Raw genomic sequence first — 22,895 nt, 5'->3', positions numbered from 1 at the left:
GTGTGAGACGCCCGGAAGGGTTGTTCAGACTGTTAAGATAGTTTTAGCATGTATTGCCTAATACCGAGAGGCAACGTTGGCCCGTTGGCCGCAGTAATTCGGAAAGGCTGCTTTTCGCCAATTGCAGCTGGGTGTTTTACCGAGGCACCCCAATTAGGAACTGAGAAATAAGGAAGTGATGTGTCCGATACATCCCATTTCACCTTACTTGAGTGAGAGAATTCGCGAGGGTAAGTGATGTACAGGCATTAAGGACTTTCAAAGTAGAAGATGGAGGAAACAGTACATGGCTCGTATAGCTGGTGTAGACTTACCAAGAGAAAAACGTATTGAAATCGGTCTTACCTACATTTATGGTATTGGTAGACCAAGCGCAGACAAAATCCTTGCAAAGGCAGAGGTTAATCCTGACACACGTGTCAGAGATCTGACTGATGACGAAGTAAAGAGACTCAGCGCAGTTATTGATGAAACAATGACAGTAGAAGGTGACCTTCGTAGAGAAATCGCCCTCAACATTAAGAGACTGCAGGAAATCGGATGCTACAGAGGTATCCGTCATCGTAAAGGACTTCCGGTTCGTGGTCAGAAGACTAAGACCAACGCCAGAACACGTAAAGGTCCTAAGAGAACAGTAGCTAATAAGAAGAAATAAATAAAGCTTTAAACATCTGATAAGCGTAAGCTGATCTTATGAGGAAGCTTGCATGGACACTTGATGAATGACAAGCGAAGCGAGGAAATGAATTTAGTGGACATGGTGTTTCTTGTAACATATATTTGATTGATAAATAGGAAAGTGTAGGTTAGTTTTAAAATGGCTAAAGTGACTAAAAAAGCGACTGCAAAACGTCGTGTCAAGAAAAACGTTGAACACGGACAGGCACATATTCAGTCTTCTTTCAACAATACAATTGTTACTCTGACTGACAATGAAGGAAACGCTCTTTCATGGGCAAGTGCTGGTGGTCTTGGATTTAGAGGTTCAAGAAAATCTACTCCTTATGCAGCACAGATGGCAGCTGAGACTGCAACAAAAGCTGCACTTATTCATGGTTTAAAAACTGTAGATGTTATGGTAAAAGGACCAGGTTCTGGACGTGAAGCTGCAATCCGTGCCCTTCAGGCTTGCGGACTGGAAGTAACAAGCATCCGCGACGTAACTCCGGTACCACACAACGGTTGCCGCCCACCAAAACGCAGAAGAGTCTAATTGATTTAGAATATTAGGAGGTATTTGAGAAATGGCAGTAAATAGAGTGCCTGTTCTGAAAAGATGCAGATCCCTTGGCCTGGATCCGATTTATTTAGGAATTGATAAAAAATCCACAAGACAGTTAAAACGTGCAAATCGTAAAGTGTCTGAGTATGGTTTACAGTTAAGAGAAAAACAGAAAGCAAAATTCATCTACGGAGTTCTGGAAAAACCTTTCCACAACTACTACGACAAAGCTGACAGAATGCCTGGACAGACTGGTGCAAACCTTATGATCCTTCTTGAGAGCAGACTTGACAATGTAGTATTCCGTATGGGATTTGCAAGAACAAGAAAAGAAGCTCGTCAGATTGTTGACCACAAGCATGTACTTGTAAACGGAAAATGTGTAAACATTCCTTCCTACCTTGTAAAAGCCGGTGATCAGATCGAGATCAGAGAAAAATCCAAAGGTTCTGAAAGATACAAAGGTATCCTTGAAGTAACTGGCGGACGTCTTGTTCCGGAATGGATCGATGTAGATCAGGAGAACTTAAAAGGAACTGTAAAAGAACTTCCTAACAGAGAAGCAATCGATGTTCCTGTAAACGAGATGCTTATCGTCGAGTTGTACTCCAAATAATCCATAGGATTATATTATAGAAAATTACCTGGTAATATTTCTATTATTTATACGATTCAGTGGTTGATTATTATCTTCCGCTGAATTGTAGTATTTGAATGAATACCCCTCAAACTTTTATTAACCCAGAAGGAGGGAACCCTATAGTGTTTGATTTTAATAAACCTAAGATCGAGATTACCGAATTATCTGAAGATAAAAAATTTGGCAGATTCGTAGTTGAGCCTCTGGAAAGAGGATATGGAACTACACTTGGAAATTCTTTAAGAAGAATTATGCTGTCTTCCCTGCCGGGTGCAGCTGTAAGCCAGGTTAAAATTGATGGTGTGCTTCACGAATTCAGCTCCATTCCGGGCGTAAAAGAAGACGTGAGCGATATTATCATGAATCTGAAGAGCCTTGCTATTAAGAACCACAGCACAGACAATGAGCCGAAAACCGCATACATCGAATGTGAAGGAAAAGGTGTTGTAACTGCAGCTGATATCCAGGCTGATCAGGATATCGAGATCATGAATCCGGATCAGGTGATTGCTACTTTAAACGGTGGCAAGGACTGCAGACTTGCTATGGAGCTTACTATTACAAAAGGCCGCGGATATATCAGTGCTGATAAAGGTAAATCTGATGATATGCCGATCGGTGTACTTGCAGTTGATGCTATCTATACACCGGTAGACAGAGTCAACATGACTGTAGAGAATACACGTGTTGGTCAGGTAACCGATTATGATAAGCTGACACTGGATGTGTATACAAACGGTACACTTGATCCGGATGAGGCGGTAAGCCTTGCAGCAAAAGTATTAAGCGAGCACTTGAGCCTTTTCATTGACCTTTCCGAGAATGCAAAGACCGCTGAGGTTATGATCGAGAAAGAAGACAATGAGAAAGAAAAAGTCCTGGAAATGAGCATTGATGAACTTGAGTTATCTGTTCGTTCCTATAACTGCTTGAAGAGAGCCGGCATTAATACAGTTGAAGAATTATGTAACAAGACTTCTGATGATATGATGAAGGTTCGTAACCTTGGACGTAAATCATTAGAAGAAGTTCTTGCGAAACTGAAAGAGCTGGGCTTACAGCTTCAGCCTGCAGAAGAGTAAGAATTGATCAGGTTATTGGTTCTCTAAGGGAACAATAACCAGTTAGCAAAGAGATATTATACGGTGGGGATGCCTAAGCAGTCGGACAGTAAGACCGAACAAGCGTGCCCGGCTGTCCCACAGATGGAGGAAAATTAAATGGCAAAATATAGAAAATTAAGCAGAACATCTGACCAGAGAAAAGCATTACTGAGAAGCCAGGTAACAAGCCTTTTATATCATGGAAAAATTGTTACTACAGAAGCTAAAGCAAAAGAAATCCGTAAAATCGCAGAAGGCCTTGTAGCTATGGCTGTTCGTGAAAAAGATAACTTCGAAACTGTTACTGTAACTGCTAAAGTTGCTCGTAAAGATGCTGAAGGCAAGAGAGTAAAAGAAGTTGTTGACGGAAAGAAGAAAACTGTATACGATGAAGTACAGAAAGAGATCAAGAAAGATGCTCCTTCCAGACTTCACGCTCGTCGTCAGATGATGAAAGTTTTCTACCCGGTTAAAGAAGTACCTGCAAAGGGTGCCGGAAGAAAGAAAAACACTAAAGACGTAGATATGGTTGCTAAGATGTTCGATGAGATCGCTCCAAAATACGCTGACCGTAACGGTGGTTACACAAGAATCGTTAAGATCGGACCGCGTAAAGGCGATGCTGCAATGGAAGTACTGATCGAATTAGTATAATCCAGCCAGATTTTCGATTTTATATTTGTCCAGACGATGATAAGACTGCATATGTATGGTGTTCATGCCGTATATATGCAGTTTTTTTGTTATGCTATAGGAAATCACTTCCTTGTAACATAACCGTTTATTACCCTTGATTATTTGAGCCAGATAGCGTAAAATCGTAGAGTATATAAAAACCATATTGATGAAGAAGTGTTAAATAAGACATTGGAATGTTACAAAATACGAGAGCAAAAGATAAGCGAGGAATACAAATGACCGGCAGGAGATTGAAAAATTGAGGCAGAATACGAAAAAGAAACGATCAGGATTTGGTTATTTCATCAGGATGTTTTTGTTGTTGGTGGAATTACTGGCTGTTACACTGTTTCTGTGGGGAAATGATGCTTATTCCATATCTGCCACCACACCTGAATTTAAGTGGGAAAATTATAAAACGATCGCACATGCACTGGGAGGGATTGGTGATAAAACCTATCTGAATTCAAAAGAGAGTTTTCTGGCAGGCTATCAGATGGGGTGCAGGTTGTTTGAAGTTGATCTTGTGAAGACATCTGACAATGTATGGGTGTGCCGCCATAGCTGGTATCAGTCTCTTGGACAATGGGAAGGCGATGAAAAGAAAGTTCTGTCCTCAGAGGAATTCTTATCCCGGCCCATTTATGGAAAATATACTCCTATAACATTTGAAGATCTGCTGGTGCTGCTGAGCGATTATCCGGATACTTTTGTGATGCTGGATTCCAAGCAGTATTCTGTCCGTAATTATCAGAAGACGGTGGAGGACTATGCTGATTATATCGAACTTGCAGAAGCGGCAGGTGTTCCGGATGTGATGGGACAGATCATACCGGAAATCTATAATCAGGCAATGTTTGCCGGAACAGCACTGCTGTATGATTTTCCTGGATATATTTATTCTTTATGGCAGGAATACTCTATTAAAGAACTGACTGAAATTGCGGCATTTTGCAGAGAAAAGAATATTCAGGCAGCTACAGTCTACTATAAATACTGGTCAGAGGATGTGCAGAAGATTTTTGACAAAAAAGGAATCAGGTTATATATTTATACTGTGAATGACCTGAAGGAAGCACAATATTATATGCAAGAGGGTGCGGCAGGTGTATGCTCAGACTATCTGCAGGATACTATGTTTAACTGAGTTGTTCTGCCGGCATTATGAAATGATCATAGAGGATTATTATAGCTATAGCTGTTCCGGAATGAATAAGGGTAAAGATATCAGGAGCAAAAAGAATTTTAACAGGATATAGCAAGAATTCTCCCTCCTCTATAGGTGGTAGATGAATTGCAAATAAGAAAATGAACGGCAGTGGCGGGCGGAGAGAAATCGGTATCTCCCACTGACATGAGGCAAACCACAGTCAGTATGTTGTTGACACGTCAGACTCTGTGAAATTACCGACTGTGAGTTGAAACAAATAAGCGGCAATAACAAAGATTATATTTATAAAGGAAATTATCATACACAATGAAAATAAGAGTAATGATTGCTGTCTGTGCAGCAAAATTTGTAGGATACGTATGTAAGAAAATGGGAAGACAGGGTGTGACCTGGGCAGGAAAAGTGGCGATTAAGATCTGTCCGGACATTCTGGAACAGCTTTCCTCACAGGTACGAAAGGCTATTTTTGCAACCTGCGGTACAAATGGAAAGACAACTACCAACAATATGCTCTGTGCGGCACTGGAAGCGGAAGGACAGAAAGTAATCTGTAACCATACAGGTTCCAATATGCTCAATGGAGTTGTTGCCGCATTTGTGCTGGCTTCGAAATGGAATGGTAAAATTGATGCGGACTATGCATGCATTGAGGCCGATGAAGCATCCACCAGACATATTTTTCCGAGAATCAAACCGGACTATATGCTTCTGACAAATCTTTTCCGCGACCAGCTTGACAGATACGGAGAGATTGATATCACTATGAACATTCTGGAAGAAATGATGCGCAAGGTTCCGAAGATGCAGATTATTGTAAACGGTGATGATGCATTATCCGCATATCTTGCCATGGATTCCGGGAATCCATATGTAACTTATGGTATCAGTAAACCGGTGATCAAATCTGCGGCAAATGAAATCAGGGAAGGACGTTTCTGTAAGCGATGCGGTGAAAAACTGGAATATCGTTTCTATCATTACAGCCAGCTGGGAGATTATTATTGTCCAAAATGCGGATTTGCAAGACCGAAGCCGGATTTTGATGCGGAGGATGTAAAGGTAGGCGACCAGCTCAGCTTTTGTGTAGAAGGAAAACACATTGTAGCAAATTATAAGGGATTTTATAATGTGTATAATATACTGGCAGCTTATGCGGGAGTGAGGACTGCGGGATTTGCGGGAGAGCATTTCGGGGATATGCTCCGCAGATTTAATCCGGAAAACGGACGTATGGAGCAGTTTCGCATTAAGGGAACAGGAGTAACCTTAAATCTTGCCAAGAATCCGGCGGGATTTAATCAGAATATTTCCGCAGTGATGCAGGATCAGGCACCGAAGGACATCATTATTGCGATCAATGATAATGCTCAGGATGGAACAGATATTTCCTGGCTCTGGGATGTTGACTTTGATCTTCTCGGAAATGATTCAGTGAAATCTATTACTGTAAGCGGTATCCGCTGTCAGGATATGCGTCTGCGGCTGAAATATGTGGATATCCCGTCTGTCCTCGAGGGCGATGTTGAGAAAGCAATCCGCGACAGAGTAGAGGACGGAGTGGGGAATCTGTATGTGCTGGTAAACTATACAGCATTATTCAGTACCAGAAATATTCTGAAGAGACTGGAGGGCGAGAAATAATGAAAATTACAATAGGACATTTATATCCGGATCTTCTGAATCTTTACGGTGACAGAGGTAATATCCAGTGTCTGATGAAGAGATGCCAGTGGCGTGGGATTGAGGCTGAGACCATACCGTTTGAGCTGGATGATAAAATAGATTTCTCGAAGCTTGATATCGTACTTCTGGGTGGCGGTTCGGACAGAGAACAGATGATCGTATGTGAGAAGCTACAGAAAATCCAACCGGATTTTAAGGCTTATGTGGAAGATAACGGCGTTGTCATTGCAATCTGCGGTGGCTATCAGTTACTTGGGAAGTATTACAAAACAGATCAGGGAAACATGAAAGGACTGGACCTGGTAGACTTGTATACAGAGCAGGGCGAAGGCCGTCTGATCCAGAATATCGTTCTGCAGAGTGAGCTGTTTGATATGCCGATCGTTGGATTTGAGAATCATGGAGGAAGAACCTGCATTAATAATAACAAACCACTGGGAAAAGTACTTTACGGTGCAGGAAATGACGGTAAGTCAGGCTATGAAGGCGTAGTATATAAGAATGTGATAGGGACTTATCTGCATGGACCGTTACTTCCGAAGAATCCGCAGCTTGCAGACTGGCTCATTCAACATGCGCTGGAAAGAAAGTATGGAAAAGAAACAGAACTTACATCGTTAGATGACAGTCAGGAAAAAGAAGCAAATGACTATATATACCACAGATTTGTAAGAGGATAATTATGGCGAAATCATGTAATCAAAAAGGAAAAATACTGTATCTGCAGAAAATGCTGTCTGAGACAACCAGCCAAAAGCCTGTCACCATGCAGGAGATTCTGGCAAAACTGGAAGAACAGGGGATTCGAGCTGAGCGAAAGAGTATTTATGATGATATGGAAACCCTGCGTGATTTTGGAATGGATATACATTACAGAAGAGGACGGGAAGGCGGATATTATGAGGAAAAATCTGCTTCAGATAAAACAGAAGCGGATAATACGATAATACATCAGCCAGATGGCGAAACAGGAGAGAAATCTGAAAATGTGCAGGAACAGATTGGAAAAGAATCTGAAGCACCTGCAAAGATCAGTGCTCCGACACCCTCCCAAACAGGAGAGAATATAAAAGAAATCAGGCTTGTATGTCAGAATTCTACAAAGAAAAAAATCCAGCGTACCTTTGGCTCGGAGATTTTCTGCAAAATAAAGGGGGAGGATAATTTTATTGTAACTGTTGAGGTTGTGGTTGATAAGGCATTTTTTGGATGGTTGACTTCTATGGGAAGAAATGTACATATTCTGAAACCAAAGAAAGCAGCCGTTGCCTATCGGGATTATCTGAAGAACATTGCAAAAGATTATAAGGGAATTGATAAATAAATATGATATCAGAAAGGATCGTATTATGAAAAGAAGAGCAACAGCTATTCTGCTTGGAATAATGGTATCCTCCATGTTCCTGTCTGCCTGCGGGAAGAATGAGGCAAAAGAAGCAGCAAATGAAAGCGCCCAGGTAGAAGAAGAGGGCGTAGGCGAAGTAACTGAGGAAGGTGAAAAAGTAGAGGCAGAAAATAAAAATGCTTCTGATGCCGATGACAGCAGCAAGGCAGGAGACAGTGCAAAATCAGACGAAGACAATAAAGAGACATCAGTGAAGGAGGAAGAAGACGGAGATTCTTCAGGAAAAGATTCAGATGATGAATCAGAGGAAGATGCTGAGGTAACGGAAGCTTCTGCCGGAAAGATAGGTGTGCTTCTTTCTGATGACGATGAGGATGCAAAAATTGACAGCGAAGAGATGACTTCGCAGATTGAAGATGGAGGATATGAGGCAGATGTGAAGAATGCCGGCGGCGATCCTGCGCTTCAGATTTCCCAGATTCAGGAATTTATTGATGAGCAGGTTTCTGCCCTGATCATTGATCCGGTAGATCCCTATGGCCTGACGGATATCCTGAAAACTGCCAATGAGCAGGAAATACCGGTTATTTCTTATGACAGTCTGATCCGGGATACTGCGGATATCAATTATTATGCAACTTATGATACCAGAGCAATAGGAAAGGATATTGCCAAAGAAATTATCAAAAAAATGGATCTGGATAAAGCCAGAGAGGATAAGAAGTCTTATACAATAGAATTTCTCATGGGATCTCCGGATGACAATGCTGCACTGTTTCTGTGTAATGGAATCCAGGAAGGGCTTCAGGAATATCTGGATGATGGAACACTTGTATGTAAATCCGGAAATACGTCATTTGATGATACAGGAATCATGAGATGGAGCGAGACATCTGCAAAGACAAAACTTGATTCGATTATAAGTGAGTTTTATGCAGAGGAGAAGGCTCCGGATATTATCTGTACTGCATATGACGGATTTGCTTATGCTGCAGAGGAAATTTTAAGTGACAGTGGTCTGGAACCGGGAAGTGATGAATGGCCGATGATCACAGGATATGGCAGTGAGGCACAGGCAGTAAAGGATATTGCAGCAGGTAAAATGTCATTTACCATGTTTATGGACCGTAAGGAACTGGCTAAGGGCGGAGCACAGATGGCCATTGACTATCTGACAGGAGAGAAAGTTGACGTAAAAGATTATTCACAGTATGATAACGGAGTAAAGATTGTGGGAACTTTTACATGTGGAGCACAGATGATCGACAAGGATAATTATCAGATTCTTGTGGATAACGGAACTTATACGGAAGATGAGATCGCTCCTGATCCCACACCGACACCGGAGGTGACACCTGCGCCAGAGGCAACACCTGTGCCGAAAGTGACATTAAAGACAGCCTCAGAGGAAGATTCAAAAGAAGTGACACCAACTCCCGAAACAGAAGATAAATCAGAAGGTGAAACGAGAGAAAATCTGATCTATGATTCCGAAGATAACTCAAAAGTGGAGAAAACATCAGATCAGAAAAAATAAAGAATTCATAGAACAAAAAAGGATGGGTTTTCCCATCCTTTTATAGTTAATCTCTGAAGGTTAAGGAATCGTCTGTCATGGAATCAACAATGGCAAGAGATTCAAGACGTATTCCCATATCGCGGATCTCCTGACCGCCATGCTGGAAGCCTTTCTCAATAACAATACCGGCTCCTTCAAGAGTTGCCCCTGACTTCTTAACAATATCGATCAGGCCGAGAAGTGCACATCCGTTAGCAAGGAAATCATCAATCAAAAGTACATGATCTTCAGGTCCGAGAAACTTCCTGGAAAGGATCACATCATATACTTTCTTATGAGTGAAAGATTCTACTTTAGTTGTATACATTTCTCCATCCAGATTCACGCTCTGTGCTTTCTTGGCAAAAACTACAGGTACATCAAAGTACTGTGCAGCAATACAGGCGATACCGATACCGGATGCTTCAATTGTAAGGATTTTAGTGATTGGACAGTCGGAGAAGCGGCGTTTGAATTCTTTGCCGATTTCATTGATGAGGGTAATATCCATCTGATGATTTAAGAAACTGTCTACTTTTAAAATATTTCCCGGTTTTACAACTCCATCCTTAAGAATTCGGTCTTTTAAAAGCTTCATAGATTTCTCTCCTTTATATATGTAATTAGTTTGTAGCTGTCGGTAACTATCCGGTACACTGCTTCCCGAAAGTACTGAATAGTTACAGTTACTGTGAATATGCAGAATTCAAAAAAACATCAGGCTGCAAAATGAACAGTAACATTGCTGTTTTGATAATTATAAACTATGATACGCTATAATTCGTCTTCATGCAATTATTTTTGACAAAAAATCTAAAAATAATTATAATAGTCTCAGACTGGTTGGGAAAAACCGCAGGACAATCTGTGCAGATTGCCGTAAATCAGCCGAAGAGGGCTAAATAGTGAAACGGATTGTGAATATCCGTCTTACGGACTGGAGATGGAATATGAAAGAATATGAACTGATATGGGAAATTTTTAATAAATGTCCGCGGAATCAGATGCGTGATGTTTTTGTGGAAGAGCTGGAACTTGAGGATCCGGAAGAATATATCAGAAATAAATTCAAAGGAAAAGAAGTTTCCTATGAGAAAACTGTCCTGGAGGATGGAACCATTATTTTTGATATTACGACTTCACAAATAAAACAGCGTTGCTCCTTTACAGAAATTTGACAAATGTGGTATAATATCATTTACGCTGTACGGAAGTGCTGTAAGCAGGAAAGCCACAGACAGCGTGTGAGGATATAAGGACAGATAAGCGGTAAAGAATCGGATATTCTGAAAGAGAAAGGGGAATGTTATGGCCGAGGAACAAAAGACACATACGCATGTACTGGAGGATGGGACGGTAGTTGAACATTCTCATGGGGAGCATGGGCATCATCACAGTCATGCACATACAAAGGCAGTGCTGAATCGTATGTCCAGAGCAATCGGACATATGGAATCTATCAAACGTATGATAGAGGACGGAAGAGACTGTGCGGAAGTTCTGATACAGCTTTCAGCAGTGAAATCTGCTATCAATAATACAGGTAAGATCATTCTGCAGGATCATATCGAACACTGTATCGTAGATGCAGTGGAACATGGTGATAAAGAGGCAATTAAAGAACTTGAGGTAGCAATTGACAGATTTGTAAAGTAATATGCGTACTCTGGAGCTTGTTTGAAAAATGCTTTACGCAAGATGTGCGTCACAATTTGTGGGAATGATTTTTCAGACACGCTCCACACTGGCAATAGAGAATATTTTGTTATTGTTCACACACAACTATCCCGCGAGGTGTTTTGGCATGAATATGCCAAAATCCCGAGACATACAAGCCAAAATTCCATTGCCGTAGGCAATCTGGAATGAATTTTGGCTACGTTACTGTGAACGGAGTGAACAGTAACAATATTTTGTCAGTACAGCAGTGCGTAAATATAAAGGAGAAGATTAATTATGGCAAAAGAATGTAACAACACTTCATGCGACAAAGCAAGCTGCGAAGGTTGTTCAAGCAGCAAGAAACAGCAGAGCTTTCAGGCAGAAATGAATGCTCAGTCAAATGTAAAACATGTGATCGGGGTTGTCAGCGGAAAGGGTGGAGTTGGTAAATCCTTCGTAACAGGCTCTCTGGCAAACATGATGGCAGCACAGGGATACAAAGTCGGTATCCTGGATGCGGATATCACAGGACCGTCCATCCCGAAAATGTATGGATTAAAGGGTGCAGCAATGGCAAATGATGAAGGTATCTACCCGATGATCACAAAAAACGGGATCAAGGTAATGTCCATCAACCTTCTGCTTCCTACAGAGGATACTCCTGTAATCTGGAGAGGTCCGGTTCTTGCAAATATGGTAAAACAGTTCTGGACAGATGTTATCTGGGGCGACGTAGACTATCTGTTTGTGGATATGCCTCCTGGAACAGGTGATGTTCCGCTTACAGCATTCCAGTCTCTGCCGATCGAAGGAATCGTGATCGTAACATCACCTCAGGATCTGGTTAAGATGATCGTTAAGAAAGCCTTTAATATGGCTGAGATGATGAAGATACCGGTACTTGGAATCGTAGAGAACTACAGCTATGTGAAATGTCCGGACTGCGGAAAAGAGATCAAAGTCTTCGGTGAGAGCCATATTGATGAGATCGCAGCAGAGCTGAAGGTTCCTGTACTTGGAAAAATGCCGATTGATATGGATTATGCAACCAAGGCAGACGGCGGATTCTTTGCAGCAATCGATAATCAGTATATTACTGATGCACTGGCTGTAATGCCGAAATAAGAAAAAGAAGTTCTCATTCAGTAAGAAACGCGATTATAAAAATTGTTGTTTCAGTACTGAGTGAGGACTTCTTTTATTATATGGAAGTAAACATTTCAATAAAGCGTTCAGCAGCCTGAGAGACAGTAAGACTGTCATGCTGGGCAAGTATAAGCTGACGTCCGGGAAGAGGCTCTTTTAACATGAGCGGTGTCAGCTGATCATTTTCTTTTAACATATAATCAGGAACACAGGCAATCCCCAGTCCGATCCGTGCCAGATCCAGAAGCAGGTCATTACTGTTTAACTCTACTTCAGGAAGAAGCTTGAGATTATGGGCTGTGAATGCCTCCCGCAGATATTCACTGGTGGTACTTTTGGGGGAAAGCATCAGGATCGGATAGTTCAGAAGCTCTTGCAGTTCGGTCTGAACAGTGTGTACAGGAAAGTAATCCGTATTGGCAACGAATACATCGTGGAATTCTTTTAGCACACGTGTCTGAAAATGACTGCCAAGCCTGGAATTGGGACAGTTGCATACAATAAGATCTGCCTGACCCTTTTCCAGAAGCTCTGCACAGCCGATGGAGGTACTGTTTGTGACTTTGATACGGACATCCGGGTAGGTTTGATGGAATTTCTGAAGATAATCAATGAGAAAATACCGGCAGATCGTATCGCTGGCAGCAATACGCAGCTGGCCTTTCAGCAGATTGTCTCCTGACAGGAGAGATTCTCCCTCGTCCAGAAGCTGGAGAGCCGGTTTTACATGCTGGAGCAGAAGTTCGCCTTCAGGAGTTAACAATACTTTCTTGGTACTGCGGATAAAAAGAGGATGATTTAGCTTCTTTTCCAGAGTTTTAATGGACTGGCTGACTGCTGACTGGGAGATAAAAAGCTGGCGGGAGGCCTCTGAGAAGCTGAGGGTGGTGGCAACATAGTAGAATACTTTGTATAGTTCAAGATTAATATCCATAGAAATAAATCCTTTCATAAAATAATGTGATGATACAAATTGTCGACAGCAATGGAACTTTAGATTGTATGTCTCGGGATTTTGGCATATTCATTCCCCAATATCTCGTCGACAGTGGAGTGTGAACGGTGATTAATTAATTGTATTAATAAAAAATATAAGATATATTAATTTTACTAATGATATTTCCTATGATACTATAAAAGAAGCAATAGTCAAGCATTTTTAAAACAATGCATACATAAGAAAGGAGTTTCTATGAGTAACGTAAGACGTGTCTATGTAGAAAAGAAACCGGCCTTCGCTGTACAGGCAAAGGAATTAAAACATGAGGTCAGCAGCTATCTTGGAATAAAATCCGTAACAGCAGTACGTGTGCTGATCCGCTATGATGTAGAAAATATTTCTGATGAAGTTTTTGATAAAGCATGCAAAACTGTTTTTGCAGAGCCACCTGTAGATGATTTATATCTGGAGAATTTTGAGGCAGCAGAAGGCTCCCGCATCTTCTCTGTAGAATTTTTACCGGGACAGTTTGACCAGAGAGCAGATTCTGCTGTTCAGTGTGTACAGTTCCTGGATGAGAATGCACAGCCTATCATTCGTTCCGCAACTACTTATGTAATTGAAGGAACTATTACAGATGAAGAATTTGATGCTATCAAGCATCACTGCATCAACCCTGTAGATTCCCGTGAGACAGGTCTGCAGAAACCGGAAACACTGGTAACTGTTTTCCCGGAACCGGAAGATGTTAAGATTTTTGACGGATTTAAGGAAATGCCGGAAGCAGAATTAAAGGAACTTTATGATTCTTTAAATCTTGCAATGACATTCAAGGATTTCCAGCATATCCAGCATTATTTCAAAGAAGAAGAGAAACGTGACCCGTCCATGACAGAAATCCGTGTACTTGATACATACTGGTCTGATCATTGCCGTCACACAACCTTCTCCACAGAACTGACAGATGTAAAATTTGACGAAGGTGATTACAAAGCACCGATCGTAGATACTTACAAGAAATATCTTGCTGACAGAGAAGAACTTTACAAAGGTCGTAAGGACAAATTTGTCTGCCTGATGGACCTGGCTCTGATGGCTATGAAGAAACTGAAAGCAGAAGGAAAGCTTGCTGATCAGGAAGAATCTGATGAGATCAATGCCTGCAGTATTGTAGTTCCTGTAGACGTAGACGGTAAAGAAGAGGAATGGCTGATCAACTTCAAGAATGAGACACATAACCATCCTACTGAGATCGAGCCATTCGGTGGTGCAGCTACCTGCCTTGGCGGTGCAATCCGTGACCCGCTTTCAGGACGTACCTATGTATATCAGGCAATGCGTGTAACAGGTGCGGCAGATCCTACTGTTTCTGTAAAAGAAACTCTCAAGGGTAAACTTCCGCAGAAGAAACTGGTAAGAAGCGCAGCTCATGGCTACAGCTCCTATGGAAACCAGATCGGTCTTGCAACAGGCTATGTAAAAGAAGTTTATCATCCAAATTATGTGGCAAAACGTATGGAAATCGGTGCTGTTATGGGTGCTGCTCCCAGACGTGCGGTTATCCGTGAGAATTCTGATCCGGGAGATATCATTATCTTACTTGGAGGACGTACAGGACGTGACGGTATCGGTGGTGCTACCGGTTCTTCCAAGGTTCATACAGAGGCTTCCATCGAAGTGTGCGGTGCTGAGGTTCAGAAGGGTAATGCACCTACTGAGCGTAAGATCCAGCGTATGTTCCGCCGTGAAGAAGTCAGCCATATTATCAAGAAATGTAATGACTTTGGTGCAGGCGGTGTTTCCGTTGCTATCGGTGAGCTGGCAGCAGGTCTTAGAGTAGACCTTGACAAGGTTCCGAAGAAATATGCAGGTCTTGACGGAACTGAGATTGCAATTTCCGAATCTCAGGAACGTATGGCTGTAGTAGTTGACCCGAAAGATGTAGATACTTTCCTTGGCTATGCAAATGAAGAGAACCTGGAGGCAATTCCTGTTGCAGTTGTAACAGAGGATCCTCGTCTGGTACTTGTATGGAGAGGAAAAGAAATTGTAAATATTTCCCGTGCATTCCTGGATACCAACGGTGCACATCAGGAAACAACTGTAGAAGTAGAAATCCCGAACAAAGAAGGCAATCTCTTTGAAGAGCGCCCGGATGTAGCTGATGTAAAAGCTAAATGGATGGAAACTCTGGCAGACTTAAATGTATGCTCTCAGAAAGGACTTGTGGAAATGTTCGACGGTTCTATCGGAGCAGGCAGCGTATTTATGCCATATGGTGGTAAATATCAGCTTACAGAGACTCAGTCCATGGTAGCAAAGGTTCCGGTACAGAATGGTAAAACAGATACTGTAACCATGATGAGCTATGGCTTTGATCCGTATTTATCCTCCTGGAGCCCATATCACGGAGCTGCTTATGCAGTGACAGAGTCCGTTGCAAGAATCGTGGCTACAGGTGGTGACTATAAGAAAATCCGTTTCACATTCCAGGAATACTTCCGTCGTATGACAGAAGATCCTAAGAGATGGAGCCAGCCTTTCGCAGCACTTCTCGGTGCTTATGCAGCACAGATGGGATTTGGACTTCCATCCATCGGTGGTAAGGACAGTATGTCCGGTACATTCAATGATATTGATGTACCTCCGACACTGGTATCTTTCGCTGTTGACGTTGCGAAGATCCAGGATGTGATCACACCGGAATTAAAGAAAGCAGGAAACAAACTGGTATGGCTTCGCGCACCGAAGGATCAGTATGATCTGCCGGATTATGCAGGAATCATGGATCAGTATGAAAAACTTCATAAAGATATGCAGGATGGCAAAGTTGTTTCTGCTTATGCACTTGACCGCCATGGTATTGCAGCTGCAGTTGCAAAGATGGCATTTGGTAATGGCATGGGCGTGAAGATCGAGCATAACCTTGACCCGAGAGATTTCTTTGCACCTGGATTTGGTGATATTATCCTGGAAGTTCCGGATGGTAAGGTTGGTGAGCTTTCCATCACTTATACAGTGATCGGTGAAGTAACTGCTGACGGTAACTTCTCCTATGGAAATACAGTGATCACTGTAGACGAAGCTGAAAATGCATGGAAAGGTACTCTGGAAAAAGTATTTAAGACAGTTTCTTCTGAGAATGATAAAGAGGCAGCTGCCAGAGATGAGAAGCTTTATCGTGCAGACAGCATCTATGTATGCAAGAACAAAGTTGCAAAACCTCGTGTATTTATTCCAGTATTCCCTGGAACAAACTGCGAGTATGACAGCACACGTGCATTCGAGCGTGCAGGTGCAGAGGTGGATGTAAAAGTATTCAAGAACCTGACTGCTGAAGATATCCATGACTCTGTAGAGCTTTTTGAGAAAGCGATCGATCAGGCACAGATCATCATGTTCCCGGGCGGATTCTCCGCAGGTGACGAACCGGATGGTTCCGCGAAATTCTTTGCAACTGCATTCCAGAATGCGAAGATCAAAGAAGCTGTTATGAAGCTGATCAATGAAAGAGACGGTCTGGCACTTGGTATCTGTAACGGATTCCAGGCTCTGATCAAGCTTGGTCTTGTACCTTACGGCGAAATCTGCGGACAGAAAGCAGATTCTCCTACACTGACATTTAATACTATCGGACGCCATATCTCCAAGATGGTTTATACTAAGGTTGTTAGTAATAAATCTCCTTGGCTGCAGAAAGCACAGCTTGGCGGTGTATACTGTAACCCGGCTTCACATGGTGAAGGACGCTTCGTTGCAAATGAAGAATGGCTGCAGAAGCTGTTTGCAAACGGACAGGTTGCAACTCAGTATGTAACTCCGGATGGACAGCTCAGCGTTGATGAAGAATGGAATGTCAATGGCTCTTATATGAACATTGAAGGTATTACCAGCCCGGATGGACGTATCCTTGGTAAGATGGCACATAGCGAACGTCGCGGGGACGGAGTTGCTATTAATATCTATGGAGAGCAGGATATTAAGATCTTTGAGTCTGGTGTGGAATATTTTAGATAAAATATTTTTCCAGACGGAAGGTTCCCAGAGGAAGGACAGAAAGCGCTGTCCCTCCTCTGGACTCCACCCTTGCGCTTCTTTTAAGGGCAGCGCCGGGATTGTGGTGTGGAGGAGTGTATTAACTTTGCGTATTCGCCTGGTTGGGCAGCGCCCTTTTTTGATGATGAAAATAATAAAAACTATTGCAATTTCGTGGCTTTTTGAATATACTATATGTAACAGAGTTGCCCGAAGCCTTTTTGGCATTGGGGACCAAGCTGAGACTTGTGCTCAGCTTTTTTACGTTAAGGAGTGATTTTATGGATTTGAAAAAGCCATTGACTTTTGATGAGCAATTGGATAAGTTAGCTGCCCATGGGATGATTATCAGAGACAGAGAAAAAGCAAAAGATATTTTGAATTTGTGACATAAACATATTTGCAGCAGTCAAAAGAAGAAGCAACATGTTTGAAAGAAAAATTAAGTCAAAAATGCCGCAGCCTTTGAAAATATTGGCTGCGGCATTTAAAATATATGATATGTTTGATGTAAAAAACATCAGGTTCTCAACCAGACATTTGGGTAAGTCAAGACGATGCTTCTGATATAAGATATGCAACATTAAAATCATCATATACTTGAGAATTTAAATGCATATCTTCATATAACTTGATATAGTCGCCGATTGTTTTGCCAAAAACAGAACTATTACAATTATTGCATGTGTTATCCTCTGCATATATATGAGTGTTTCCATCGTTGTCCTCAACAAATAAGAGAGTAACATCTATTTTATCTTCTGTTAACCAGAAAGAGATATATTTTGAAAGAGTCCCATCAATTTCTGTGGCACCATCCGGAATTTGCTCATCTGATTCCAGCTCATTAATATGTTCCCAAAAAATTTGAGGAGAGAACACAAGTAATTTTAAGTTTTTTTGAGAGTCTTCTGAGTACCATATATGTGCTTCTGTGTTGAGATAGTCGGTTATATTAATATCCGTATCTGCCGGTAACTCATAAGTTTCACCGACGTCGGAAGTCAGTGAAAAGGTTTTTGTATGATTAGAATAAGAAGTGACAATCCCCTTGACAAAATAGTAAGTTGTATCTGACTCACTGTCATAATAAGAGCCGGAACCATCTATATCATAAGATACATGTTGCCCCTCAGGCTCCTTAGGGGCGGAAAGGGTGATTAGATCTGAGGGGGCTTTGCCAAAAGCTTGTCCGGATAGCAATATACTACCGAGTACGATACTGCCTGCGATACATAGAATTTTTACATTATTCATGGTTAAATGGCCTCCTTGTTTAGTTGTTGAATATTATATCAATTAAAGTGTGAAAATTGTAATTTTGACTTATCGAAATATGTTTTAGAAATGAGTAGGATTTCGGTTATTTTTGAATATGATAAAGAATAAAGACACAAGTATTGTTCGGTTTATTAGTCGTGTTCCAATGGTTACTGGAAAATAATTGATGATTACAAATACAACGTATTATCAATAGCAAAGCTATAGGATTTCAAAAATGAAGTCTTATAGCTATTTTTGTGTAGCAGTAAAAATTGTGAAGGGTATGTTTGGGAAAAATATTTTTGATTACTTGATTTGAATCAAGCGGTGAAATTGCTATTTGTCAGACAATAAGATATAATTAGAGAAAATCTTGTTTGCAAAAGAACAGGATAAACAGTAACTTTAAGCAAGATGGTTTTGTCTGGTGATTTTGAGAGTGTAAAAAGGAAAAAGTATGAGTGATGAAAGAAAAAGGGAAAATGAAGAGGAAAAACTGAAAGATTTTTTTCATAATGTGATAGGAATAAAATCGGAAGCTGTGCTGGAGGTGTTGGCGGAGAACTCGGAAATCTGTAAGTTGAAAGCAAAAACTTTGCTGATGAAAGAGAACGAGAAGGTAAAGCTTTGGTAGGGATCATGAATTTGGACAAGCAGATAACCTCTTTCCTGACAGTGGAGTTGATAACGGATTGTGAAATTGTAAGGATATCAGCGGATGTTCTTCGAAAGCTGGCTATGGAGAATATAGAAATTGCTCTGGTCTGTAATCGAATGCAGAGTGTGGCATCTATGAGGGAATATGAATACAGAAAAATGATTCTTACCTGTAATCCGGTACAGAGATATGAATATTTCCTGGAAACCTATCCGGGGCTGGAAAAATATGATGGGGCTTGACAGAGCTGGAAAGTAACCTGGGCCAAGACAAAAGGTGCATCTGGTTATGAAGTATACAAACTGACTGGAAAGACATGGAAAAAAGTCAGTGACACAAGATCCACTTCTTTTACAGATAAGGGATTAAAAAAGAATACTACTTATCAGTATAAAATCCGCGCATATCAGACAGTGAAAGGAAAGAAAGTTTACAGTGCGTTCTCATCTGTGAAAAAAATTAAAAGATAAGGAGCTAAGAGGAAGAAAAAGTTCTCAGCGATTTTGACAGGTGTTTTTTGATACTGTTTTGTATGGTAATGTCAGTAACTGTAAATGCTGCGCAAAAAATACCTGGAAGAGTAAAAATGGTAAGTGCGTATTCTGGATCCGGATTGCGAATATCCGCTTGACTCAGGTTCATGTTACATGGGACAAAACGACAAATTATTCTCAGATGGATTATCCAAGTCAAAATGAATATAGCAGAGGATGACCTGTAATGGATGCAAAAGTGCAAATCCCAAAGAACCGGATGTGGATGATGGAATTTAATGAATATTACGTTTTCAAAGCAGTAGGATGAAAGGAATATGACCTTTCTCCTGCTGTTTTTCTTTCTGAATAAATCCAGGAGATATAGAATTTGATGTGGTAAAGCGATAAAAATATAGTTTTAAACTATAACTGGTGCTAGATATTATGAATTGGCATATTTGGAAGTGTAGTGGTATAGTATGTTCATGCTCAACGGAGCGGGGAATAAGAGAGAGGGAGAATGAGATGTCTGGGATTGTGATTGAGAAGGTCCGGAAGTCTTTTGACACGAAAGATGGCGTGGTCGAGGCTTTGAAGGATGTGAACCTGAATATCGATTCCGGTGATATATATGGGATTATCGGTATGTCGGGGGCAGGTAAGAGTACATTGGTACGATGTATGAATTTTCTGGAGGTTCCTACAGAGGGACAGGTTCTGATAGATGGGAAGGCTCTTGGAGATTTGACAGAGAAGGAATTGAGAAAACAGAGGGAAGAGATTGGTATGATCTTCCAGCATTTCAATCTGCTGATGCAGAAGTCAGTGATCGATAATGTCTGTTTTCCCCTTTATATAAAAGGAAAGAAGAAGGCAGAGGCCAGAAAGAGGGCAGCAGAGCTTTTGGAGATCGTTGGTCTGGGGGACAGACAGAATGCTTATCCTGCACAGCTTTCCGGTGGTCAGAAGCAGAGGGTTGCCATTGCAAGAGCACTTGCATCGGATCCGAAAATCTTACTTTGTGATGAGGCTACCAGTGCACTGGATCCGCAGACTACTTCTTCCATTCTGGAATTGCTGAAAAAGATTAACAGACAGTTTGGAATCACCATAGTGATCATTACTCATCAGATGTCGGTTGTGCGTGAAATCTGTACACATGTGGCGATCATGTATGAGGGTGAAGTGGTTGAGAAGGGACTGGTTGCAGATATTTTTGCAAATCCTCAGTCAGAGGTTGCCAAAGAACTGATCCGAAAGGATACAGGCTCTGATATCGACGCAGACAGCAGACTGGATGCAGGCAGGGAAAAAGGACAGGCAGAGATCAAAAGCGGTGAGAAAATACGAATTGTATTTTCAGAGAATTCAGCTTTTGAGCCTGTGATCGCAAATCTGATCCTTACCTTCGGAGAACCGGTAAATATCCTGAAGGCAGATACCAAGAATGTAGGTGGTGTAGCCAAGGGAGAGATGATACTGGAGTTCATGGAAGGCAGCACCAGGACAGAAATGATGAAGCAGTATCTGAAAGAAAAAGGTTTAGCAATCGGGGAGGTGACAGAATATGTGGGATCATGAAACAATAATGATGATTGTCCAGGGTGTGGGAGAAACACTTTACATGACAGTTCTTTCCACAGTTCTGGGATACCTGTTCGGACTTCCTATGGGAGTGCTGCTGGCAGTGTCTGATAAAGAGGGACTGAAACCAAATGCAGTGTTGTATAAGATACTGGATGCAATTGCAAATATTGTGAGAAGTATTCCGTTTCTGATCTTACTGATCCTGCTGATTCCTTTTACCAGAGCAGTGGTGGGAAAGAGCTATGGATCAACAGCAACGGTAGTTCCTCTGGTAGTGGCTGCCATTCCTTTTATCGCACGAATGGTGGAATCGTCTATTAAAGAGGTAGATGCAGGTGTGATCGAGGCAGCCAGAGCTATGGGTGCTAGTAATATAAGAATCATCGTGAAGGTTCTTCTGGTAGAAGCAAGAACTTCACTGATCACAGGAGCGACTATTGCGATTGGAACGATTCTTGGCTATTCGGCCATGTCCGGTGCAGTAGGAGGAGGCGGACTTGGTGATATCGCCATCCGCTATGGATATTACAGATATCAGTCAGATATCATGATCGTCACAGTTATCCTGCTGGTGGTGCTGGTACAGATTTTCCAGTCAGTGGGAATGATGATCGCAAATAAGATTGACAGAAGAAAGTAGTTTTAAGAAATCGTTGATTATAAAATGGTTATGAAAAAAGTTAAAATATAAAATTCAGGAGGACAATTATTATGAAAAAATTAGTGGCAGCAGTTTTAACAGGAGTATTAGTAGCAGGAACTTTAAGCACAGGAGTTTACGCAAAGGATGATGACAAGACAATCACAGTTGCAGCGTCTGCAACACCCCACGCAGAAATCCTTGAAGAAGCAAAGCCAATTCTTGAGAAAGAAGGATATGACCTTGAAGTTACCGTATTTGATGACTATGTAAGACCAAACGAGGTAGTTGAGAGCGGAGAATTCGATGCGAACTACTTCCAGCATATCCCATATCTGGATCAGTTTAATGAAGAGAAAGGTACACACCTTGTAAATGCAGGTGGTATTCATTATGAGCCATTCGGAATTTATCCGGGAACAAAAGACAGCCTGGATGACCTGGAAGATGGAGATTCTATCGCAGTACCAAATGATACAACAAATGAAGCAAGAGCACTTCTTCTTCTCCAGGACAACGGAATCATCACACTGAAAGATGGCGCCGGATTAAATGCAACAGTTAAGGATATCGAAGAGAATCCTCATAATGTAGAAATCGTAGAACTGGAAGCTGCACAGGTTGCACGTGTAACAGGCGAGACAGCTTACGTAGTATTAAACGGAAACTATGCTCTGGAAGCAGGCTTCTCAGTTGGAAAAGATGCACTTGCATATGAGAAATCTGATTCTGAAGCAGCAAAGACATATGTAAACGTAATCGCAGTAAAAGAAGGCAATGAAGACAGCGAAAAGATTCAGGCACTTGTAGATGTACTGAAATCTGATGAGATTAAAGATTTTATCAATGAGAAATATGATGGTGCAGTAATTCCTTTTGAAGAAAGCTCAGATGCAGAAGAAGCAGATACAGAAGATGTAGATGATGCAGACAGCAAAGATGCAGAAAATGCAGATACAGCTGACACAGCAGAAGAAAATGCAGATACAGCTGACACAGCAGAAGACGCTGAATAAGTAAAGATAACAGGAGATTCCTTTTTCAGGTAAAACTGGGAAGGGAATCTTTTTTGTGCAAAAACATATAGG

At 41.5% G+C, this 22,895-nt stretch carries 23 protein-coding genes; 20 read left to right on the top strand and 3 right to left on the bottom strand.

Features of this window, described 5'->3' with window-relative positions; translation table 11 throughout:
- The first annotated feature begins 286 nt into the window (after nt 1–286).
- From rpsM to NQ550_RS15120, 10 genes are all read left to right on the top strand, one after another.
- Entirely contained in the window at nt 287–655 is a 369-nt protein-coding gene (gene rpsM, locus NQ550_RS15165) for a 30S ribosomal protein S13 (RefSeq protein ID WP_008707282.1), read from the top strand.
- 162 nt (nt 656–817) lie between these two features.
- On the top strand, nt 818–1,213 hold the full coding sequence (gene rpsK, locus NQ550_RS15160) for a 30S ribosomal protein S11 (protein WP_008707283.1): 396 nt from the start codon (nt 818–820) through the stop codon (nt 1,211–1,213).
- Nucleotides 1,214–1,244: 31 nt separating this feature from the next.
- Nucleotides 1,245–1,838: a 30S ribosomal protein S4 gene (gene rpsD / locus NQ550_RS15155; protein WP_025579617.1), complete on the top strand. Its 594-nt coding sequence runs from the start codon at nt 1,245–1,247 to the stop codon at nt 1,836–1,838.
- Nucleotides 1,839–1,984: 146 nt separating this feature from the next.
- On the top strand, nt 1,985–2,944 hold the full coding sequence (locus NQ550_RS15150; RefSeq protein ID WP_008707285.1) for a DNA-directed RNA polymerase subunit alpha: 960 nt from the start codon (nt 1,985–1,987) through the stop codon (nt 2,942–2,944).
- A 138-nt stretch (nt 2,945–3,082) separates the two neighbouring features.
- The gene (locus NQ550_RS15145; RefSeq protein WP_008707287.1) at nt 3,083–3,619 is read left to right on the top strand and encodes a bL17 family ribosomal protein; all 537 of its coding nucleotides are present in this window, start codon (nt 3,083–3,085) and stop codon (nt 3,617–3,619) included.
- Nucleotides 3,620–3,902: 283 nt separating this feature from the next.
- Complete coding sequence (locus NQ550_RS15140; protein ID WP_025579615.1) at nt 3,903–4,790, top strand: phosphatidylinositol-specific phospholipase C/glycerophosphodiester phosphodiesterase family protein; 888 nt, start codon at nt 3,903–3,905, stop codon at nt 4,788–4,790.
- A 330-nt stretch (nt 4,791–5,120) separates the two neighbouring features.
- A complete protein-coding gene (locus NQ550_RS15135) occupies nt 5,121–6,455 on the top strand; it encodes a MurT ligase domain-containing protein (protein WP_008707292.1) in 1,335 nt (444 codons plus the stop codon).
- Nucleotides 6,455–7,177, top strand: coding sequence for a type 1 glutamine amidotransferase (locus tag NQ550_RS15130; protein WP_025579613.1), 723 nt, complete (start codon nt 6,455–6,457; stop codon nt 7,175–7,177). The genes NQ550_RS15135 and NQ550_RS15130 overlap by 1 nt, the downstream gene beginning before the upstream one ends.
- Nucleotides 7,178–7,179: 2 nt before the next feature.
- A complete protein-coding gene (locus NQ550_RS15125) occupies nt 7,180–7,821 on the top strand; it encodes a hypothetical protein (protein WP_025579611.1) in 642 nt (213 codons plus the stop codon).
- A gap of 25 nt (nt 7,822–7,846) precedes the next feature.
- The gene (locus NQ550_RS15120) at nt 7,847–9,379 is read left to right on the top strand and encodes a substrate-binding domain-containing protein (protein ID WP_025579609.1); all 1,533 of its coding nucleotides are present in this window, start codon (nt 7,847–7,849) and stop codon (nt 9,377–9,379) included.
- Nucleotides 9,380–9,425: 46 nt separating this feature from the next.
- On the opposite strand, the gene NQ550_RS15115 is transcribed toward NQ550_RS15120, so the two are convergent.
- On the bottom strand, nt 9,426–9,998 hold the full coding sequence (locus NQ550_RS15115) for a xanthine phosphoribosyltransferase (protein WP_022380651.1): 573 nt from the start codon (nt 9,996–9,998) through the stop codon (nt 9,426–9,428).
- Between the two features lie 352 nt (nt 9,999–10,350).
- Between NQ550_RS15115 and NQ550_RS15110 the strand changes: the two genes are divergently transcribed.
- From NQ550_RS15110 to NQ550_RS15100, 3 genes are all read left to right on the top strand, one after another.
- Nucleotides 10,351–10,578 (top strand): hypothetical protein, encoded by a 228-nt coding sequence (locus tag NQ550_RS15110; protein ID WP_019162473.1) that lies wholly within the window; start codon nt 10,351–10,353, stop codon nt 10,576–10,578.
- Between the two features lie 130 nt (nt 10,579–10,708).
- Nucleotides 10,709–11,056: a metal-sensing transcriptional repressor gene (locus NQ550_RS15105; RefSeq protein WP_008707305.1), complete on the top strand. Its 348-nt coding sequence runs from the start codon at nt 10,709–10,711 to the stop codon at nt 11,054–11,056.
- A gap of 300 nt (nt 11,057–11,356) precedes the next feature.
- Nucleotides 11,357–12,187, top strand: coding sequence for an Mrp/NBP35 family ATP-binding protein (locus NQ550_RS15100; protein ID WP_008707307.1), 831 nt, complete (start codon nt 11,357–11,359; stop codon nt 12,185–12,187).
- A gap of 76 nt (nt 12,188–12,263) precedes the next feature.
- On the opposite strand, the gene NQ550_RS15095 is transcribed toward NQ550_RS15100, so the two are convergent.
- A complete protein-coding gene (locus NQ550_RS15095) occupies nt 12,264–13,142 on the bottom strand; it encodes a LysR family transcriptional regulator (protein ID WP_008707308.1) in 879 nt (292 codons plus the stop codon).
- 258 nt (nt 13,143–13,400) lie between these two features.
- On the opposite strand from NQ550_RS15095, the gene NQ550_RS15090 reads away from it, so the two are divergent.
- Complete coding sequence (locus NQ550_RS15090) at nt 13,401–17,165, top strand: phosphoribosylformylglycinamidine synthase (RefSeq protein ID WP_025580562.1); 3,765 nt, start codon at nt 13,401–13,403, stop codon at nt 17,163–17,165.
- 567 nt (nt 17,166–17,732) lie between these two features.
- Here the strand turns inward: NQ550_RS15090 and NQ550_RS15085 are convergent.
- Nucleotides 17,733–18,440, bottom strand: coding sequence for a hypothetical protein (locus NQ550_RS15085; protein ID WP_019162467.1), 708 nt, complete (start codon nt 18,438–18,440; stop codon nt 17,733–17,735).
- A gap of 463 nt (nt 18,441–18,903) precedes the next feature.
- Between NQ550_RS15085 and NQ550_RS15080 the strand changes: the two genes are divergently transcribed.
- The 6 genes from NQ550_RS15080 to NQ550_RS15060 all read left to right on the top strand — a co-directional run bounded on the left by NQ550_RS15080 (nt 18,904) and on the right by NQ550_RS15060 (nt 22,823).
- Nucleotides 18,904–19,080 (top strand): hypothetical protein, encoded by a 177-nt coding sequence (locus tag NQ550_RS15080; protein WP_008707318.1) that lies wholly within the window; start codon nt 18,904–18,906, stop codon nt 19,078–19,080.
- Between the two features lie 5 nt (nt 19,081–19,085).
- Complete coding sequence (locus NQ550_RS15075) at nt 19,086–19,346, top strand: cyclic nucleotide-binding domain-containing protein (RefSeq protein ID WP_008707319.1); 261 nt, start codon at nt 19,086–19,088, stop codon at nt 19,344–19,346.
- 60 nt (nt 19,347–19,406) lie between these two features.
- Nucleotides 19,407–19,574 carry a hypothetical protein gene (locus NQ550_RS22930; RefSeq protein ID WP_416386866.1) on the top strand — a complete coding sequence of 56 codons (168 nt, stop codon included), beginning with the start codon at nt 19,407–19,409 and terminating at the stop codon, nt 19,572–19,574.
- Nucleotides 19,575–20,105: 531 nt separating this feature from the next.
- A complete protein-coding gene (locus NQ550_RS15070; RefSeq protein WP_025580559.1) occupies nt 20,106–21,161 on the top strand; it encodes a methionine ABC transporter ATP-binding protein in 1,056 nt (351 codons plus the stop codon).
- Nucleotides 21,148–21,807 carry a methionine ABC transporter permease gene (locus NQ550_RS15065; RefSeq protein ID WP_008707324.1) on the top strand — a complete coding sequence of 220 codons (660 nt, stop codon included), beginning with the start codon at nt 21,148–21,150 and terminating at the stop codon, nt 21,805–21,807. The genes NQ550_RS15070 and NQ550_RS15065 overlap by 14 nt, the downstream gene beginning before the upstream one ends.
- Nucleotides 21,808–21,878: 71 nt before the next feature.
- Complete coding sequence (locus tag NQ550_RS15060; RefSeq protein WP_025580557.1) at nt 21,879–22,823, top strand: MetQ/NlpA family ABC transporter substrate-binding protein; 945 nt, start codon at nt 21,879–21,881, stop codon at nt 22,821–22,823.
- Nucleotides 22,824–22,895: the final 72 nt, after the last annotated feature.

The organism is Blautia wexlerae DSM 19850, assembly GCF_025148125.1.
In the GTDB taxonomy this organism is placed as follows: domain Bacteria; phylum Bacillota; class Clostridia; order Lachnospirales; family Lachnospiraceae; genus Blautia_A; species Blautia_A wexlerae.
The sequence above is the reverse complement of the archived record's forward strand: the minus strand, read 5'-3'. Positions and strand labels throughout refer to the sequence as shown.

Excerpts from the sequence above, each read along its gene's own strand:
- rpsM (WP_008707282.1), top strand. The coding sequence starts at position 287 with ATGGCTCGTATAGCTGGTGTAGACTTACCAAGAGAAAAACGTATTGAA.
- rpsK (WP_008707283.1), top strand. The coding sequence starts at position 818 with ATGGCTAAAGTGACTAAAAAAGCGACTGCAAAACGTCGTGTCAAGAAA.
- rpsD (WP_025579617.1), top strand. The coding sequence starts at position 1,245 with ATGGCAGTAAATAGAGTGCCTGTTCTGAAAAGATGCAGATCCCTTGGC.
- NQ550_RS15145 (WP_008707287.1), top strand. The coding sequence starts at position 3,083 with ATGGCAAAATATAGAAAATTAAGCAGAACATCTGACCAGAGAAAAGCA.
- NQ550_RS15135 (WP_008707292.1), top strand. The coding sequence starts at position 5,121 with ATGAAAATAAGAGTAATGATTGCTGTCTGTGCAGCAAAATTTGTAGGA.
- NQ550_RS15130 (WP_025579613.1), top strand. The coding sequence starts at position 6,455 with ATGAAAATTACAATAGGACATTTATATCCGGATCTTCTGAATCTTTAC.
- NQ550_RS15125 (WP_025579611.1), top strand. The coding sequence starts at position 7,180 with ATGGCGAAATCATGTAATCAAAAAGGAAAAATACTGTATCTGCAGAAA.
- NQ550_RS15120 (WP_025579609.1), top strand. The coding sequence starts at position 7,847 with ATGAAAAGAAGAGCAACAGCTATTCTGCTTGGAATAATGGTATCCTCC.
- NQ550_RS15115 (WP_022380651.1), bottom strand. The coding sequence starts at position 9,998 with ATGAAGCTTTTAAAAGACCGAATTCTTAAGGATGGAGTTGTAAAACCG.
- NQ550_RS15110 (WP_019162473.1), top strand. The coding sequence starts at position 10,351 with ATGAAAGAATATGAACTGATATGGGAAATTTTTAATAAATGTCCGCGG.
- NQ550_RS15105 (WP_008707305.1), top strand. The coding sequence starts at position 10,709 with ATGGCCGAGGAACAAAAGACACATACGCATGTACTGGAGGATGGGACG.
- NQ550_RS15100 (WP_008707307.1), top strand. The coding sequence starts at position 11,357 with ATGGCAAAAGAATGTAACAACACTTCATGCGACAAAGCAAGCTGCGAA.
- NQ550_RS15095 (WP_008707308.1), bottom strand. The coding sequence starts at position 13,142 with ATGGATATTAATCTTGAACTATACAAAGTATTCTACTATGTTGCCACC.
- NQ550_RS15090 (WP_025580562.1), top strand. The coding sequence starts at position 13,401 with ATGAGTAACGTAAGACGTGTCTATGTAGAAAAGAAACCGGCCTTCGCT.
- NQ550_RS15085 (WP_019162467.1), bottom strand. The coding sequence starts at position 18,440 with ATGAATAATGTAAAAATTCTATGTATCGCAGGCAGTATCGTACTCGGT.
- NQ550_RS15080 (WP_008707318.1), top strand. The coding sequence starts at position 18,904 with ATGAGTGATGAAAGAAAAAGGGAAAATGAAGAGGAAAAACTGAAAGAT.
- NQ550_RS15075 (WP_008707319.1), top strand. The coding sequence starts at position 19,086 with ATGAATTTGGACAAGCAGATAACCTCTTTCCTGACAGTGGAGTTGATA.
- NQ550_RS15070 (WP_025580559.1), top strand. The coding sequence starts at position 20,106 with ATGTCTGGGATTGTGATTGAGAAGGTCCGGAAGTCTTTTGACACGAAA.
- NQ550_RS15065 (WP_008707324.1), top strand. The coding sequence starts at position 21,148 with ATGTGGGATCATGAAACAATAATGATGATTGTCCAGGGTGTGGGAGAA.
- NQ550_RS15060 (WP_025580557.1), top strand. The coding sequence starts at position 21,879 with ATGAAAAAATTAGTGGCAGCAGTTTTAACAGGAGTATTAGTAGCAGGA.